14 protein-coding genes are annotated in these 16094 nt (G+C 58.3%); 2 read left to right on the top strand and 12 right to left on the bottom strand.

The window, feature by feature from the left end; translation table 11 throughout:
- Positions 1–10 precede the first annotated feature (10 nt).
- The gene (locus GOW48_RS09620) at positions 11–1900 is read left to right on the top strand and encodes an acyl-CoA synthetase (protein WP_170753263.1); all 1890 of its coding nucleotides are present in this window, start codon (positions 11–13) and stop codon (positions 1898–1900) included.
- Positions 1901–1913: 13 nt separating this feature from the next.
- A complete protein-coding gene (locus GOW48_RS09615; RefSeq protein ID WP_170753261.1) occupies positions 1914–2837 on the top strand; it encodes an alpha/beta hydrolase in 924 nt (307 codons plus the stop codon).
- On the opposite strand, the gene GOW48_RS09610 is transcribed toward GOW48_RS09615, so the two are convergent.
- From GOW48_RS09610 to GOW48_RS09555, 12 genes are all read right to left on the bottom strand, one after another.
- On the bottom strand, positions 2838–3674 hold the full coding sequence (locus GOW48_RS09610; protein ID WP_170753260.1) for an alkaline phosphatase family protein: 837 nt from the start codon (positions 3672–3674) through the stop codon (positions 2838–2840).
- A 138-nt stretch (positions 3675–3812) separates the two neighbouring features.
- Entirely contained in the window at positions 3813–5450 is a 1638-nt protein-coding gene (locus tag GOW48_RS09605; protein WP_170753258.1) for an ABC transporter ATP-binding protein, read from the bottom strand.
- Positions 5447–6262, bottom strand: coding sequence for an ABC transporter permease (locus GOW48_RS09600; RefSeq protein WP_170352427.1), 816 nt, complete (start codon positions 6260–6262; stop codon positions 5447–5449). Before GOW48_RS09600 ends, GOW48_RS09605 begins: the two co-directional genes overlap by 4 nt.
- Complete coding sequence (locus GOW48_RS09595) at positions 6259–7215, bottom strand: ABC transporter permease (protein ID WP_170352428.1); 957 nt, start codon at positions 7213–7215, stop codon at positions 6259–6261. Before GOW48_RS09595 ends, GOW48_RS09600 begins: the two co-directional genes overlap by 4 nt.
- Positions 7216–7231: 16 nt before the next feature.
- Positions 7232–8818: an ABC transporter substrate-binding protein gene (locus GOW48_RS09590; protein ID WP_170753256.1), complete on the bottom strand. Its 1587-nt coding sequence runs from the start codon at positions 8816–8818 to the stop codon at positions 7232–7234.
- A gap of 125 nt (positions 8819–8943) precedes the next feature.
- A complete protein-coding gene (locus GOW48_RS09585; RefSeq protein ID WP_170753254.1) occupies positions 8944–10935 on the bottom strand; it encodes a CocE/NonD family hydrolase in 1992 nt (663 codons plus the stop codon).
- A gap of 51 nt (positions 10936–10986) precedes the next feature.
- Positions 10987–12090, bottom strand: coding sequence for a DUF4147 domain-containing protein (locus tag GOW48_RS09580; protein WP_170753252.1), 1104 nt, complete (start codon positions 12088–12090; stop codon positions 10987–10989).
- Positions 12090–12527 (bottom strand): D-aminoacyl-tRNA deacylase, encoded by a 438-nt coding sequence (dtd, locus tag GOW48_RS09575; protein WP_170753250.1) that lies wholly within the window; start codon positions 12525–12527, stop codon positions 12090–12092. Before dtd ends, GOW48_RS09580 begins: the two co-directional genes overlap by 1 nt.
- A 15-nt stretch (positions 12528–12542) precedes the next feature.
- Positions 12543–13211: a nitroreductase gene (locus GOW48_RS09570; RefSeq protein ID WP_170753247.1), complete on the bottom strand. Its 669-nt coding sequence runs from the start codon at positions 13209–13211 to the stop codon at positions 12543–12545.
- An 89-nt stretch (positions 13212–13300) separates the two neighbouring features.
- A complete protein-coding gene (locus GOW48_RS09565; protein WP_170753246.1) occupies positions 13301–14389 on the bottom strand; it encodes a TFIIB-type zinc finger domain-containing protein in 1089 nt (362 codons plus the stop codon).
- On the bottom strand, positions 14386–14928 hold the full coding sequence (locus tag GOW48_RS09560) for a hypothetical protein (RefSeq protein WP_170753244.1): 543 nt from the start codon (positions 14926–14928) through the stop codon (positions 14386–14388). The genes GOW48_RS09565 and GOW48_RS09560 overlap by 4 nt, the downstream gene beginning before the upstream one ends.
- Before the next feature lie 3 nt (positions 14929–14931).
- Positions 14932–16080: an SPFH domain-containing protein gene (locus GOW48_RS09555; protein WP_170352436.1), complete on the bottom strand. Its 1149-nt coding sequence runs from the start codon at positions 16078–16080 to the stop codon at positions 14932–14934.
- Positions 16081–16094 lie beyond the last annotated feature (14 nt).

The raw sequence follows: 16094 nt of genomic DNA, 5'->3' as shown, positions 1-16094 counted from the left end.
GAGGAGACGCATGTCGTTTGTTGGCATCGACGATAAGAAGAAACTTGAACAGGAAATGCCGTGGGAGGATCGGGACGTTCCGGTCACATTCCACCAGTTATTGTCGCGAACCGCGACCAAGTTTCCGAACAACAATGCGATCAGCTTTCAGTTGTTTTCTGGTCCCACAGACAAGGCCGAGACGCTGACATGGTCGGACCTGCTGGGCAAGGTCAATCAGGCCGCCAATCTCTTCCGGTCGTTGGGTGTCGGGGAAAAGGACGTAGTCGCCTATATCCTACCCAACTGTAATGAGACGCTGATCACCATGATGGGTGGCGCGGTTGCAGGTATCGTCAACCCGATCAACCCTTTGCTTGAACCCGAACAGATTGCAGCCATCCTGCGTGAAACCGGTGCCAAGGTTGTTGTCACGCTGAAATCCTTCCCCAAGACGGATGTGGCCCAAAAGGTCGAAGAGGCCGTGCGGCATGCGCCCAAGGTCAACACAATCCTCGAAATTGATCTGAACCGCTATTTGACCCCGCCCAAGTCATGGATCGTGCCTCTTTTGCGTCCCAAGATGGGCGACAAGGAACATCTGGCGCATGCGGACTACAAAAGCTTCAGTAAAGAGCTTGCCAAACAGCCGACCACTCTGACTTTCGAAGACAGTAAGGAAGACCGCGTCGCCTGCTATTTCCACACCGGTGGTACAACGGGTATGCCCAAAGTGGCACAGCACAAGTACTCGGGCATGATCTATAACGGCTGGCTTGGCGACACGCTGCTGTTCTCGGACGAAGACGTTGTTATGTGCCCGCTTCCGATGTTCCACGTCTTTGCCGTACATGTGATCATGATGGCGGCTGTGTCGTCGGGTGCGCATGTGGTATTCCCGACGCCGCAAGGCTATCGCGGCGATGGCGTGTTCGATAATTTCTGGAAGCTGATCGAGCGTTGGAAGGTGACATTTATCATCACTGTCCCAACGGCGATTGCTGCCAAGATGCAGCGCCCGGTAGATGCCGATATCTCAAGCGTGAAAACTGCGTTCTCGGGCTCGGCCCCGCTGCCGGTCGAGCTGTTCCGCCGCTTTGAAGAGGCCACGGGCGTCACGATCATCGAAGGTTATGGCCTGACCGAGGCAACCTGTCTGGTGTCATGTAACCCGACGGATGGTGAGAAAAAGATCGGTTCGATCGGGATTCCGTTCCCCTATACGGACGTAAAAATCCTCAACGACAGCCCGGACGGCCCGGTCGAGTCTGCTGCCAACGAGATCGGCGAGATCTGTATTTCGAACCCGGGTGTCTACGCTGGCAATACCTATACCGAAGCAGACAAGAACGTAGATCTTTATCATTTCGACGAATACCTGCGCACAGGCGATCTGGGCCGCTTTGACGAGGACGGATACCTGTGGATTACGGGCCGCGCCAAAGACCTGATCATTCGCGGAGGTCACAATATCGACCCGGCTGAGATCGAAGAGGCCCTGCTGGGCCATGAGGCAGTCGCATTCGCTGGTGCCATTGGCCAGCCCGATGCCTATGCGGGAGAGGTGCCTTGCGCCTTTGTCGAACTGGTCGATGGAGCGAAGGTCACCGAACAGGAACTGATGGAATACTGCGACGTCCACGTTCACGAACGCGCCGCACAACCCAAGCACATGACCATTTTGGACGAGCTTCCCAAGACCGCCGTCGGAAAAGTGTTCAAACCCGAACTGCGCAAACAGGCGATCACCCGTATCTACAACGGTGCGCTGGAAAAAGCCGGTGTCGAGGCCCGTGTTGTCTCGGTGCTTGATGATAAAAAACGCGGTTTGGTCGCACAGCTTGACGCGAACGGTTCCTCGGACGACGATGTCAGTAAAGTGCTGGGCTCATTTACCCGGCCATGGGAATGGGCTGCCTGATTGCGGAGGACACATGGATTATGAACGCCTGATCGACGAAGAAACCTGGGCGTTCATAAGACGTACCGCTGAAAGCTATCCAGATGATGCGGTTGATCTTTCCATCGCGGATCAGCGCAACGTGTATGACGCCATGTGCCGCGACTTTCGCCAACCGCGCCCGGTGGGCGTTGAAACAGAAGACAGGCACGCCGAGGGTGTGCCTGTTCGCATTTACACTGCCGGTGATCCGACACGGACGGTCGTCTATCTGCACGGCGGTGGGTTTGTTGTCGGAGGACTGGACAGCCACGATGACGTCTGCGCTGAAATTTGCGCGCAGACCGGGTACCGAATTGTTGCCGTAGATTATCGGCTCTGCCCCGAACATGTGCATCCGGCGCAGTTTCAGGATGCGTGGACCGCAGTGCAATGGGCCGCGAGTGAATTCGGTGACCCGCTTGTTCTGGCCGGAGACAGCGCCGGAGGCAATCTGGTCGCCGCTGTATCTCATCACGCGCGGGGTCGGCTGGATGGGATTCTGGGGCAAGTTCTGATCTATCCGGGATTGGGCGGGGACCGCTCTAAAGGGTCTTATATCGAACATGCCCATGCGCCGCTTTTGACGTTGGAAGACATAGTCTTTTACGAAAAGGTGCGTTGCGGTGGCACGCCTCCGCAAAGTGACCCGACCTACGCGCCTTTGCAGGATACGGATTTCGCCGGGCTGCCGCCCACAGTGATTGTGACGGCGGATTGCGATCCGCTGCGGGATGACGGGCCAGACTATTGCGCACGGATCAAAAAGGCCGGAGGGAAGGCACATTGCATCAACGAAGCGGGACTGGTGCATGGCTATCTGCGGGCACGAAGCTCGGTCAAACGTGCTGCAGATAGTTTTGAGCGGATTTCGATCGCGATTGAAGCGCTGGGCCAGCAAATCTGGCCCTATGACTGATCACTTCAGAAAGGGTTGCGCCTTCATGGTCTCGGCCACCGGTGCGCCCATCCTCGTCAGGATCGTAGGTGCCAACTGAAGCTGGTCTATGACCGTATCCGCCTCGGGGCCTTCCGCGTCGCCGAAGTAATACAGCGCCGTTTCCTGTTGCAGTGGACTGCGCCCTCCGTGGTGGCCGCGGTCGTCCTGACCGTGGTCGGCGGTGACGATAACCTCGTACCCCAACTGGCGCCAGCGGGGAATAAATGGGGCCAGCATTTCGTCCATGACAAAACAAGCGTGGTCCATCTCTTCGCTTTCGTGGAAAAAACGGTGCCCCATGCTGTCCAGAGTGCAAGTGTGCAGGATACCGTAATCCAGCCCGAACCGAAGGCACATGTTAGTGAGCTGCGCAAACAGATCCACATCGCAGGGCGTCATCTGATTGGCTTTGCCGTAGCCCGTCATGGTGTGGAACCGGCCGTGGTTGATCGTCTTGCTGTTGGGTTCGTCATATTCCACGTCGCGCACGTAGTCGAAGGGATGGCGGTTGAAGAACTGTGACCAAAAGCTGTGGGTGACTGCCCCTGTGATGCCCCCGGCCTCGCGGACTTGGCTGAACACGTCCTTGTGGCTGAGGCGGAAGACATTGCCATTGCCGGTGCAGCCATGTTCCTGCGGTGAGACACCTGTGTGGATCGAGGCGTAGCAACTGGCTGAGATTGATGGCAAAACCGCGCGGTGTTTCCACACGCGCGCCTCGCCGCTGTCGACCCAACCCTCGAGGTTGCCGAACAGGCGGCGGAAATTACGCCAAGGGACACCGTCAAGGATGATGAGAAGAAGTTTGCGGTCCATGGTTCGGCCTTTTCGTGGGGTCTTTCGGCGACCCTACGATATTCGCAGGGCAGGGGCAGCTTGTTCCCGCCCCAAATAGCAAAATCCCGACACCTGTTTGTGACAAGCGTCGGGATTTTATGATTGTTTTGCGTGGGATCAGTTCCCGGCGCTCTCCATCTTGCGGTGCGCGACAACCTCTTCCAGCCAACCCAAATGCATCTCGGGCACCGAGCTTAGCAGAAGGTCGGTATAGTCGTCGAACGGCGGGCTCAGAACCTGCGATTTCGGGCCGTAGCGGACCACACGGCCCTGATACATCACCGCAATACTGTCGCTGATCGCGCGGACCGTCGCCAGATCGTGAGTGATGAACAAATAGGCCACATCCTCAATCTTCTGCAGGTCCAGAAGCAGCTTCAGGATGCCGTCTGCCACCAGCGGGTCCAGCGCCGAGGTGACCTCATCGCAGATGATCATCTTGGGCTTGGCGGCCAAAGAGCGCGCAATACAGACACGCTGTTTCTGTCCGCCGGACAGCTCTGCCGGGTAGCGGTCAATGAACTTTTCGCCCAGCTCGATCTCGTCCAGCAGTTCCACAATCCGCTTGCGTTTTTCAGCGCCGCGCATGTTGAAGTAGAACTCCAGCGGGCGTCCGATGATGGTGCCCACGGTTTGACGAGGGTTCATCGCAACATCGGCCATCTGGTAGATCATCTGCAATTCACGCAGGTCCTCGCGGGTGCGGCCCTTGAGGTCGGGCGATAGCTTGCGCCCGGCAAACGTGATCTCACCATCGCGCGGCGGCAGCAGGCCGGTGATCACCCGCGCCAGCGTGGACTTGCCCGAACCCGATTCACCCACAACCGCCAGCGTCTGCCCTGGATGAAGCTCGACATTGACGTTGTGCAGCACATCGAAATTCAGCCCCTTGTAACGCGCGGTGATGCCGTCGACGCTGAGCACCGGTTCAGGTGTGGGCTGCTTTTCCTCGTGTTCGATCGAACGCACCGAGACCAGGGCCTTGGTGTACTCTTCCTGTGGGTTGTTGATGATCTGGTCGGTGGTGCCGTATTCGACCGTATTGCCCATGCGCAGAACCATGATGTCATCACTGACCTGCGCAACGACCGCCAGATCGTGCGTGATATACAGCGCGGCAACGCCGGTATCTGCAATAGCCTCTTTGATGGCCATCAGAACGTCGATCTGCGTGGTCACGTCCAGTGCCGTAGTGGGTTCGTCGAACACCACCAGATCAGGCTCGGGGCATAGCGCCAGCGCTGTCATGCAGCGCTGTAGTTGACCGCCCGAGACCTGGTGCGGATAGCGCTCGCCGATATTGTCGGGGTCGGGCAGACCCAGCTTGGCGAACAGCTCGCGCGCGCGGGCCTCGGCCTCTTTGCGGCTGAATTTTTTCTGTTCAACCGCAGCCTCGACCACCTGATCCATGATCTTTTTGGCGGGGTTAAAGGACGCCGCAGCGGACTGAGACACATACGTCACCTCACCCCCGCGCAGCTTGCGAATATCGCCATAGGACGTCGTCAGGATATCACGCCCGTTGACCCAGACCTCGCCTCCGGTGATCTGAACTCCGCCCCGACCATAGGCCATCGAGGCCAGGCCGATGGTGGACTTGCCAGCCCCGGATTCACCGATCAGCCCCAGCACCTTGCCGCGTTCAAGGTCAAAGCTGACCCCGTGCACGATTTCGATGTCATGGGGCTTTTCGCCCGGCGGATAGACGGTCGCGCCGATCTTGAGGTCGCGGACCTTGAGAAGGGTATCACTCATCCCCGGCCTCCTTTCAGCGATGTGGTTCGGTTCAGGACCCAGTCAGCCACGAGGTTGACCGAGATTGCCAGCGTCGCGATAGCCACAGCGGGATAAAGCGCCGCGCCGATGCCGTAGACGATGCCGTCCTTGTTTTCTTTCACGATCCCGCCCCAATCGGCCAGTGGCGGCTGAACGCCCAGCCCCAGGAACGACAGTGTCGAGACGAAGAGAACCGCAAAGATGAAACGCAAGCCCAGTTCCGCCACCAGCGGCGACAGAGCGTTAGGTAGGATTTCGCGGAAGATGATCCACGATTGCCCCTCACCGCGCAGCTTGGCGGCCTCGACATAGTCCATTACGGCGATATCTACCGCGACTGCGCGAGCCAGGCGATAGACGCGGGTGGAATCCAACAGACCCATGACGATGATCAGAACCGGAATGGTCACTGGCACCATCGCCAGCACCACCAGCGCGCTGATGAGCGTCGGGATCGACATGATCAGGTCAACTGTTCGGGACATGACCTGATCGGCCCATCCCCCCAGAACAGCGGCCAAAAATCCAAGGATCGAACCGGTCACAAAGCTGAGGATCGTCGCAGCCGTCGCGATAAAGATCGTTGTGCGTCCGCCATAGATCATGCGGCTGAGAAGGTCGCGCCCGATATTGTCGGTCCCAAGCCAGAACTGCGAACTTGACGGTTCCCAGACATCGCCCACGACCTCGGCCATACCGTATGGGGCCAGCACAGGAGCCAGCAGAGCAATCAGAAAGTAGAGGGCTGTAAAGGCCAGCCCGATCATTGCAGAGATTGGGATGTTCTTCATTTCGGATGCCTCAGCCTTGGGTTGGCCAGAATGGCAACGATATCTGCAACCATGTTTAGTCCGATATAGATCGCGGCAAAGATCACGCCGCAGGCCAGAACCACGGGAACATCTCGCTTAGTCACGTGGTCTACAAGGTACTGCCCCATGCCGGGATAGACGAACACCACCTCAACCACGACAACGCCGACGACCAGATAAGCCAGGTTCAACATCACCACATTGACGATAGGTGCGACTGCATTGGGCAGCGCGTGGCGGTAGATGATTTTAAAGTTGGTCAGACCCTTCAGTTCAGCCGTTTCGACATAGGCCGACTGCATCACGTTCAGAATAGCGGCGCGCGTCATACGCATCATGTGCGCCAAGACAACCATGGTCAGCACCATGACGGGCAGTGCGATCGAGTTCAGCTTTTGCCCAAGTGACATGCTGTCATTGATCATTGCCAGCGGCGAGAACATACCCAGTTTTACGGCAACGAAATAGACCAGCACATAGCCGATCAGGAATTCCGGGATCGAGATTGTGGTCAGCGTGACAGCCGAAATCAGCTTGTCCGGCCACCGGTTGCGGTAGCGCACTGCCAGCAGGCCCAGAAAAATGGCCAGTGGAACCGAAACCAGCGCGGCCCAGAACGCCAAGAACAGAGTGTTGTTCAGACGGCCGCCAACAGATTCGGCGATGTCCAGCTTGTTTGTCAGGGACTGGCCCAGATCACCTTGCACAATGCCACCCAGCCATTCGAAATAGCGGGTCAGGGCAGGGCGGTTCAGACCCATTTCTTCGCGTAGGTTAGCCAGAGCTTCAGGGGTTGCGGACTGCCCCAGGACGGCTTGCGCGGCGTCTCCGGGAAGGGCTTCGGTCAGGCCAAAAATCAGGGCCGAAGCGCCGAGCAGCAATAGGAGTCCCAGCGCCAGGCGCTGGGAAACCAGTTTCAGAATAGGATGCATTCGTCCGTGATCCGTATCAGGCGAACCACATCTTACGAGACATCTGACCGTTCATCAGCTCTTGGGTCGGGTCGGTCTCCCAACCTTCCAGCTGGTTGCTGACGCCTTCGACAAAGTCGTTGAACATCGGGCAGATCAGGCCGCCTTCGTCGCGGACCATCTGGCCCATCTGGCTGTAGATGTTCTTGCGCTTGTCATTGTCCAGCTCGGCACGGGCTTGGAACAACATTTCGTCAAAGCTGGCAACCTTGAACCGCGTGTCGTTCCAGTCAGCGGTCGACAGATACGCGGTCGCGTACATCTGATCCTGAACCGGACGGCCACCCCAATACGAGGCGCAGAAGGGCTGAACGTTCCATACTTCGGACCAGTAGCCATCGTTGGGCTCACGCTTGATTTCCAGCGGGATACCGGCCTGAGCGGCGGTCTGCTGGAACAGAGCGGCGGCATCCACGGCACCCGGGAATGCACCATCTGCGACGCGCAAGATGATGGGCGATCCGTCATGGCCGGACTTCTTATAGTGCTCGGCGGCTTTTTCGATGCTGAATTCACGCTGTGGGATCGAGCCATCGAACAGAGGATATGCCGCGTTGATCGGCATGTCGTTCCCGATCGAGCCATAACCACGAAGAACCTTGTCGACCAGTTCCTGACGGTTGATTGCATATTTCAGTGCCAGACGCAGTTCGTTGTTGTCGAACGGTGCGGTGTCGCAATGCATGATGAACACATAGTGCCCACGACCAGCTGTTGAATGCACTGTCAGGTTGGGTGCGCGGCCCAGCAGGTCTGCCACTTTGGGCTCGACCCGGTTGATCGCGTGAACCTGGCCCGACTGCAATGCGGCTGTACGGGCGGTTGCGTCGTTGATTACAACCACTTCGACGCTGTCGAAGTTGCCAAAATCACTGTTCCAGTGGTTGGCAAATTTCTTGAACACATGGCGTACGCCGGGCTCGTCGACCTCCAGTTGGTAGGGGCCGGTGCCGATACCGGCGCCGGGGTTGTCCATGCCGCCGTCTGGCTGGATGATCAGGTGGTAGTCGGCCAGCAAATAGGGAAGGTCGGCATTCGCTTCGGTCAGTGTGACCTGGAAATACTCGCCATCGGCCTTCATGGACTCGATGCCCTTCATGATGCCCAGAGCACCGGACTTGGAGTCTTCGTTCGAATGGCGCTCCATGGTTTTCAGCACGTCTTCGCTGGTCATGGTCTTGCCATTGTGGAATTCCACGCCTTGGCGCAATTTGAAAGTCCAAACCTTAGCGTCCGCGCTGCCTTCAACGCTTTCGGCGACGCGTGGCTCGATCGAGCCATCGGGCGCGACCTCGACCAGCGTGTCACCGAACTGCTTGCCGTTCGCGAACGGAACCGAGCTGGCATAGGTTGCCGGGTCAAGCGAGTTGGTGGATTCGCCGCCCTGAAGGCCCAGCTTAAGATCGCCGCCCTTTTTTGGTCCCGCTGCGCGAGCTGCATCTGCAAACATGGTGCTGGCCATCGCTGCCGAAACACCCAATGCTGCCGCTTTTCCCATAAATTCGCGGCGGGTCAGTTTCCCGGCTGTGACCTGTTTGGTCATGTGAGTGAGTTGTTCGTTCATCCAAAGATCTCCCAGTTGATTGGATTCCAGCCCTTGCGCGGGCTTTTTATTGACGCATGAGTCAAAGTTGGCTGATTTTTGCCCACCGGGCAAGTTTTATTGTCATACATTTGCATCGCACTGAGTCACATCTGCTCGCGCGGGATCGAATCCTCCGTTTCCTTTGAAAATACCTCTGTCTCGCCCTCATAGGCGGTCAGTTTGGCTTTCAGGTAAAAGGCATTGATATCCGACCACATTTCACAAGTGGTCACGGTGCGCAGGTGAATGTCATCCCGGCGCATTTCCTGTGTCCAAACACATTGACCGCGCGCTGAAAGCGGATCTTCGGGGTGAATAGACCATTTTTCGGTGGCCGTGCCCCCGTGTGTCAGACCGTGGTGTTTATCTGTGATCAACCCAAAATCATCTTCGATGATCAAGTGCGTTTCGCCCGTGTTCATGTCTGTTTCTACACGGCGTTTGTTGCTGTCTGCACGCAGAGTGTCGACATCGCGAGGGGTTTCAGAATCGGCGGGTTCGAACACCCATTCGTCCCCGGATGACGGGCGAAGAGGGATATCGATCTCACCCTTGGTCATATGAAGCTCGGTCGCCTCGGGCGAGGGCCAGATCAGCGGCCAGTAAGCGCTTGAGATTGCGACACGCAAATGATGCCCTTTGGGAACGCGGTACGCGATATGGTCGAGGTCTAATTCTATCTCGAAGGGTGCGTTGGGTGTCAGGGCCGACGGGGTCGCGTGGCTGTCTCGGTGTGACAGATTAAGGACCCCATAGGTGATACGCGTCGACGCACCGTCGGGGTGCACGTGGTTCAGACGCACGGCAATCTGTGCTTGTGGTTTGTCAGCGCTGACGCGAAGCCGTAGCCGAGGTGCGCCAACGATGTCCAAATCATCGGACAGTACTGCGCCGTCGAAACAAGCAGACAGCGCGTCATCCCCCCGCTGATCACCGGGCATGTCCGGGCCGAGCCAGATGGCGCAATACTCGCCGCCTTCCATCCCGCAGGTGTGCGGCGACCGGATGCGAGCGTCCAACGCGCCTGACGCGCCCAACCCGTCCTCGGTCAGCGCCAACGTCTGAACAGGCAAGTGCGTGGTCGCGCCCTTTTCTTCAGCGATCCAGCGGCCGGGACGTTCGGTGTACCAACGTTGCGGTCGCACCCCATCTATCAGATAAGCGCGATAGTCGGGGTCCTGGTCCACTCCGGTATTTCGGCCTTTCAACCAGTGGTCCCACCAGCGCAGCGCCTCTTGCAGGAACCCAATCCGGGGCTCGGGGATCGCGAAATGCGGGTACTTGTGCACCCATGGTCCCACGATCCCTTTGGCTGGGGCGTCAAGTTGTTCGACCAGCAGAGGAACAGTGTTTTTATAGGCGTCACCCCATCCTCCGACGGCAAGGGTTGCGGCCCGGATAGCACCGAAATCCTCGCAGACCGAGCCGTGCTGCCAATAGGCATCCCGAGTCTGATGCCGTAGCCAGACCGACGGCAGGAATGGTTCATTTTCCAGTCGATCCAGCCATAGTTCGCGCCAGTTCGGGCGCAGTGCCGGATCAGGAGCGCGTGACGAATACGACCACATTGTTGCCCCCCAGCCGAGGTTTTCGTTCAGCAGGCAACCACCCTTGTAGTGGATGTCGTCGGCATAACGATCCGCTGTCGAGCAGAGGGTGATGATCGCCTTTAGGGCCTCGGGCTGCATGGCAGCGACCTGTAACGAATTGAAACCGCCCCAGCTGATCCCCATCATCCCAACTTGACCCGTGCACCAGGGTTGGTCGGCCAGCCACCGGATCGTCGAGACGGCGTCGTCCAACTCTTGTTGGGTGTACTCGTCCTCCATCAGCCCTTCGCTGTCGCCATTTCCGCGCATATCGACCCGGATGCAGGCGTAACCGCGCTTAGCGAACCAAGGATGTGTCAGGGCATCGCGCGTCGCGGTGCCGTCGCGTTTGCGGTAAGGCAGGAACTCCAGAATGGCAGGGACAGGATCGTCCTGCGCATCCACCGGTCGCCAAACGCGGGCAGACAGGCGGCACCCATCTGGCATGTGAATACCGATATCTGGCAGGTCTTCGATCTCGCGCAGCGCATTGGAGGGATGAGTCATCGGATCAGTCTCGTGGTCTTGTGCGTTTCGGGTGGGATAAAAATCGTCAATTCAAGAGCGAATTGCGACAAGCAGATCCATCACGTTTGTTCCGGTGGGGCCGGTCACCAACAAAGCATCTGCATGCTCAAGGTAACTGCCGCTGTCGGCAGTCTGAAGCGCTTGCTCTGCGCCGTCTGCCCAAGTGGTTCCATCGACAATACCGCCTGCCGCCTGCGTCGGACCGTCGGTGCCGTCAGTGCCGCCTACGACCACCGTCAGCCCTTCGACACCAGCGATTTCCTTGGCCAATGCCAGCGCCAGCGCCTGATTGCGCCCGCCGCGTCCCGGATCGTCCGGCAGAACAACCGTCGGTTCGCCTCCAAAGATCATAACTCCCTTTGGCATGTCGCGCAGGCGTGGGCCGAGGGTCGCTGCCACGGCAAGAAAATCGTCGTGCAAAGCTTCTTCATCGGCAAATACCGCTGCGCCTTCGATTTCGGCCTGTCGGACAGCGGCCGCGCGGGCGTGGGCGTTTGAGGCCACAATCTGTGCCGATGCTTCGAAATCACGGGTGTCGGGGAGCGCTCCAATCCCCGAGCCGATGACACTCAGATCATCCCCAGGCACATCCGAGATCGCCAGAACCGTTGCTTTGCGTCCCTTGAAATGGGACAGCAATCCGGCCCCCTTGATCCGGGATATCTTGCGACGTTCGACATTCATCGCAGTGATATCAAGCCCTTGGGACAAAAGTCGTTTGTTCAATCGCTCAAGATCATCCAGCGTCTGGCCCGGTACCAGATCTTCCGCCAGCGATGATGCGCCGCCTGACACGAGTAGTAGCAGGTGCGACGAAGCTCCCATTCCTTCCACGGTTTGTCGCAGCGCACGCCCACCGTCCAGACTGCGCGCGTCAGGAACAGGATGAGACGCCTCGATCACCGTTACATGATCAGGCAGGCCCCGTCCGTGATCGTCCTTGGTGACGACAAGGGTTGGCACCGGGCCGAAATGCTCAAGCGCGGCGAGGGCCATTGCCGCTGCAGGTTTTCCCACTGCCAGAATTTGGTCGGGCGCTGGGATATCACCAAGGGCTGTCTGCGTTGCGGCGTGGCCGCCAACGGCATCCACGCCTGCTTGCCAGATGCGTATTGCCTTTTGCGTTTGATTCATCAGTTCTCCACCCAGATTGTGACCGGCCCGTCATTTACCAGTTCCACGGCCATATCCGCACCGAATTGCCCGGTTTCGACAGATATGCCTTGCGCGTCCAGAAAGCGCGCGAATTCTTCGTACAGGTGCTTGCCAATCTCAGGCGGGGCAGCTTCTGAGAAACCGGGCCGGTTTCCCCGTGTCGTATCTGCCGCCAGCGTGAACTGGCTGATCACAAGCGCCGAGCCCCCAATATCCTGAACCGACCGATTCATCTTGCCGGCGTCGTCCTTGAAAATTCGCAGTTTTGCGATTTTGGTCGCCAACTGCTCTGCTTTAACCAAGTCATCGCCCTGCATGGCACAAACCAGAATCATCAGGCCGGGACCGGTCCGCCCAACGACAAAACCATCTACGCTGACCTTGGCTTTGGAAACTCTTTGTAAAACGGCCCGCAAGTGCTGCTCCTTTGGTTAATCGGCCCAGGTGATAAATTCACTTGGTGCAGCGCGTGTTGTACGAAATCCATTTGCCAGATGCTCTGAATCCGCATAGCCGAAGGAAATTGCGCAAAGGATCAGCCGGTCGTCAGGGATGTTGAAAAACCGGTGCAGGAAAGGGCCGTAGCTGGCCACGGCTGCCTGCGGGATGGTTGCCACGCCCACAGCCTGCGCCGCCAGCGTAAAAGCGGTGATAAAACCGCCACAATCCATTGCACCATATGGGCCCAGCTCGGCTGGGCTGGACACAATCGCGCAATGAGGCGCACCGAAAAGGGTAAAGTTCTGCATCATCTGTTTTGCGGAGGCGGATCGGTCTCCGCGTTCAACACCCACCGCTTCGTATAAAGCCCAGCCACATTCGCGGCGACGGTCCTTGTAAACGCCAGAATATGACGTCGGAAAGGGCAGATCAGGCGCAGGCGCGCCAGTGGTCGCCTCTTCTTGTAGCGCTTTTCGGAAGGTATCGGTTTGGGCACCGCTGGTAACGATAACATCCCATGGCTGTGCGTTGCACCAACTTGGCACACGTGCCGCGCTTGTCAGTATTTGCTCGATCTGGTCTTTCGGAATCGGATCAGGGCGAAAAGCGCGACAGGAATGGCGCTCGTCCAGCAATTTGTTCAATTCGGATAGCGTCACACTGGCCTCTCCCCTCGGCGTTGACGACGCGCAGGATGGCGTCTGACCAAAGGATGTTCAAGCAGTTATCCGGCGGGTAGTGTGTCTGTCTATTGCTGACCGGTCGCGATCAGATAGCCAACCCCCGCGGCAAACAGCAAACCAAGCGCAACGGCGATGGTGATCTTGATAGCAGACCAGGGGCGTTCGCCCTGTACCCGTCCCGTGCGGCCATTCACCACGAACCGATAGGTCTGGCCGCGATACTTGTAGGCCGCCATCCAGACGGGCAACAGGATGTGTTTGAAGGTGACATTCCGCACATCGGTATCAATCGCGTGTATGCGCTGACGGTCGCCGCCAATATCAAAGCGCACGTCCCGCTCGATCACGCGGGCCATATGGCCGCGCGCCTCGGTATAACCTTCCTTCAGCTCGACCGAGTACGCCTCGGCCCGGAACCCGGCCAGATATTCGGGCTGATAGGGTTCCAGCGCAGGCAGATCCCAAGGCTCCAACGCGTCGGTATAGGTTTTGGGCAAGGACCGAGAGGCCAGCACCAGCACATCGTCAAAGAAACGCGCCACCCGCCCGGATTTGGGCGACCATCGCACTTTGGGAACCTGCTGTTGCACCCGCTTGCCATCGCGCATGACAGTGCGGGTTTCGTAATAGACCGTGCCGCGCTCACCTCGGTAGCTGGACTGGGTGTTGGCATCAAAGGTCCAGTAGGGCACATAGATACCCTGCATTTTCCGGCCCTTGCGGGCATAGTCCTTGAGCCTGTTAGGCGCAAACCACAGCCGGCCCAACCAATCGCCCATCGCCTTATGCGCAGCCCGCTCATCCAGCGCAAAAGGCAGCACGCCGCGCGGCTTGATGTGCCGGTTGACTCCGGTATCCGTCACCACGGGCGTGGCGCAGAATGGGCATTCTGCGGCATGGGTGGCTGGGTCGAATTCGACCTGGGCCGCACAATTGGGACAAGAAAGAACGCGCGTTTCCTCGATCTCGGTATCGGGCAGCCGGTCGGCGATGGCGGTGTCGAAATCCAGCTCTTTCAGGCTGGCCCCGCCCCACGGACCTGCGCCGATGGGTTCCGAATGGCCGCAATGGTCGCAGGTCAAAGTGCCATCGCCCGGGTTGAAACGGTAATCTGCGCCGCATTGGTCACAGGGGAAACGGTGTTCTTCTGTCATAGCTTGGCCTCTGTGTTCGTGGCGCTGCTCCCGGGGCCAATTATCAAACGAACAACCAAGGCCGAGAGGATGCAGATTGCGACGAAATTCAGAGAGTTCTTTGCAAATACCCACCAACCATAGTCGGTGTAGACACCGTTGATCGAGATGGTGTCAGTCCCGTCGCCATAGCTGGATGTGCTTTTAGGATCCTGCGACATTAGCCAGCTTCTGAAGAACCTGAAGGTCAGTCGAATGGCGATGAGGTTTACCGCAATCCCTGCGCCCCAAATGGCCGCACGTATATAATTGATCCGGCAGCGCATCATGAAGCGCAGAAAGGGTTTGACCAATAGCCAGCAAATAAAAAACGATATTGGCAGGCCAAACAACGCGTACCAAAACACAAGGAACACAGAGTCCACGTCCAGAGCTTCACGGCTCAGGCTGGCAAACAACGGTACGCCGATAACGCCCACCCAGCCCAACAGCGCAGACAGTTTCACCGCACATCCCAGATCGCGCTGAGAATACGGAGACTCCGCCTTGACGTCGGCCACCGATTACGCCCCCGGCGGCGGTGGCGGCAGGATGGTGAACAGCTGTGCCAGTTCCTGCACCTCGCCCGCCTTTTTCCAGCCGTCCTGACCGGCGGTCCAGACATGGGTGTCACGGGTTAGCTCTCCGTCAGTGGCCATTCGGCCCATCTTGGCCTTGGAAAACGGCCCGCTGGTCTGCCCGTCGACGGCGATATGCCAAACATGCTCAACCGGAGGCGGGGGCGGCGGTGCCGCATGTGCAACTGTTTGCGGAGCAGCGGGGGCGGAGCTGCCCCACGGGCCGCTCGGTTGACCCGCTGCCATGTTCGCCATCTGCTGCGCCATCGCCATTCCCATGCCCATACCAAGACCGGCGCCCATGCCACCGCCCTGACCGGGGTTGTTGGCGGCTGCGGTCATCGCCTCGGCTGCAGAATACTGGGTGAACTTGCCCAAATCACCGGCCAGACCCATGGATGTGCGCTTATCCAGCGCCGCCTCGACCGCCGGCGGCAATGAGATGTTTTCGATGTAAAACTCAGGCATCTCCAACCCGTACCCATCCAGCACGGGCGAGACCTCAGCCGCGATCAGTTTGCCTAGATCGGCGGTGTTGGCCGCCATGTCCAGAACCGGAATGCCCGATCCCGCAATCACGCGGCTGAATTCCTGCACGATGATGTTGCGGATCTGAAAGCTGATCTCATCCATGGTGAATTCGCCATCGGTGCCGACGATCTCGACCAGAAACTTCGCAGCATCCTTCACCCGCACCGTATAGGTGCCAAAGGCCCGAATGCGGGTTGGCCCAAATTCTGGATCGCGCAGCATAATCGGGTTCTTGGTGCCCCATTTCAGATCGTTGAACCGGGTCGTGTTGACGAAATAGACCTCGGATTTGAATGGAGACTGAAAACCGTGATCCCAATGCTGCAGGGTCGTCAGGATCGGCATGTTGTTGGTTTCAAGCATATAAAGGCCCGGCGTGAACACATCCGCCAGTTGCCCTTCATGCACAAAAACGGCGGCCTGACCTTCGCGCACGGTCAGCTTGGCACCGTATTTGATGGCATGGCCTTCACGCTCGAACCGCCAGACCATTGTGTCACGGGTGTCGTCGACCCAGTGAATGACGTCGATGAATTCTCCGGTCAGAAAATCGAAAATACCCATTGGGGCCTCCTTAT

Origin of the sequence: Ruegeria lacuscaerulensis (assembly GCF_013033355.1) — a bacterium.
GTDB lineage: Bacteria > Pseudomonadota > Alphaproteobacteria > Rhodobacterales > Rhodobacteraceae > Ruegeria > Ruegeria lacuscaerulensis_A.
The sequence above is the reverse complement of the archived record's forward strand: the minus strand, read 5'-3'. Positions and strand labels throughout refer to the sequence as shown.

Bases quoted from the DNA above. Each gene is read 5' to 3' on its own strand.
- GOW48_RS09565 (WP_170753246.1), bottom strand. From the start codon at position 14,389: ATGACAGAAGAACACCGTTTCCCCTGTGACCAATGCGGCGCAGATTAC.
- GOW48_RS09580 (WP_170753252.1), bottom strand. From the start codon at position 12,090: ATGAATCAAACGCAAAAGGCAATACGCATCTGGCAAGCAGGCGTGGAT.
- GOW48_RS09610 (WP_170753260.1), bottom strand. From the start codon at position 3,674: ATGGACCGCAAACTTCTTCTCATCATCCTTGACGGTGTCCCTTGGCGT.
- GOW48_RS09605 (WP_170753258.1), bottom strand. From the start codon at position 5,450: ATGAGTGATACCCTTCTCAAGGTCCGCGACCTCAAGATCGGCGCGACC.
- GOW48_RS09555 (WP_170352436.1), bottom strand. From the start codon at position 16,080: ATGGGTATTTTCGATTTTCTGACCGGAGAATTCATCGACGTCATTCAC.
- GOW48_RS09585 (WP_170753254.1), bottom strand. From the start codon at position 10,935: ATGACTCATCCCTCCAATGCGCTGCGCGAGATCGAAGACCTGCCAGAT.
- GOW48_RS09620 (WP_170753263.1), top strand. From the start codon at position 11: ATGTCGTTTGTTGGCATCGACGATAAGAAGAAACTTGAACAGGAAATG.
- GOW48_RS09590 (WP_170753256.1), bottom strand. From the start codon at position 8,818: ATGAACGAACAACTCACTCACATGACCAAACAGGTCACAGCCGGGAAA.
- GOW48_RS09595 (WP_170352428.1), bottom strand. From the start codon at position 7,215: ATGCATCCTATTCTGAAACTGGTTTCCCAGCGCCTGGCGCTGGGACTC.
- GOW48_RS09600 (WP_170352427.1), bottom strand. From the start codon at position 6,262: ATGAAGAACATCCCAATCTCTGCAATGATCGGGCTGGCCTTTACAGCC.
- GOW48_RS09615 (WP_170753261.1), top strand. From the start codon at position 1,914: ATGGATTATGAACGCCTGATCGACGAAGAAACCTGGGCGTTCATAAGA.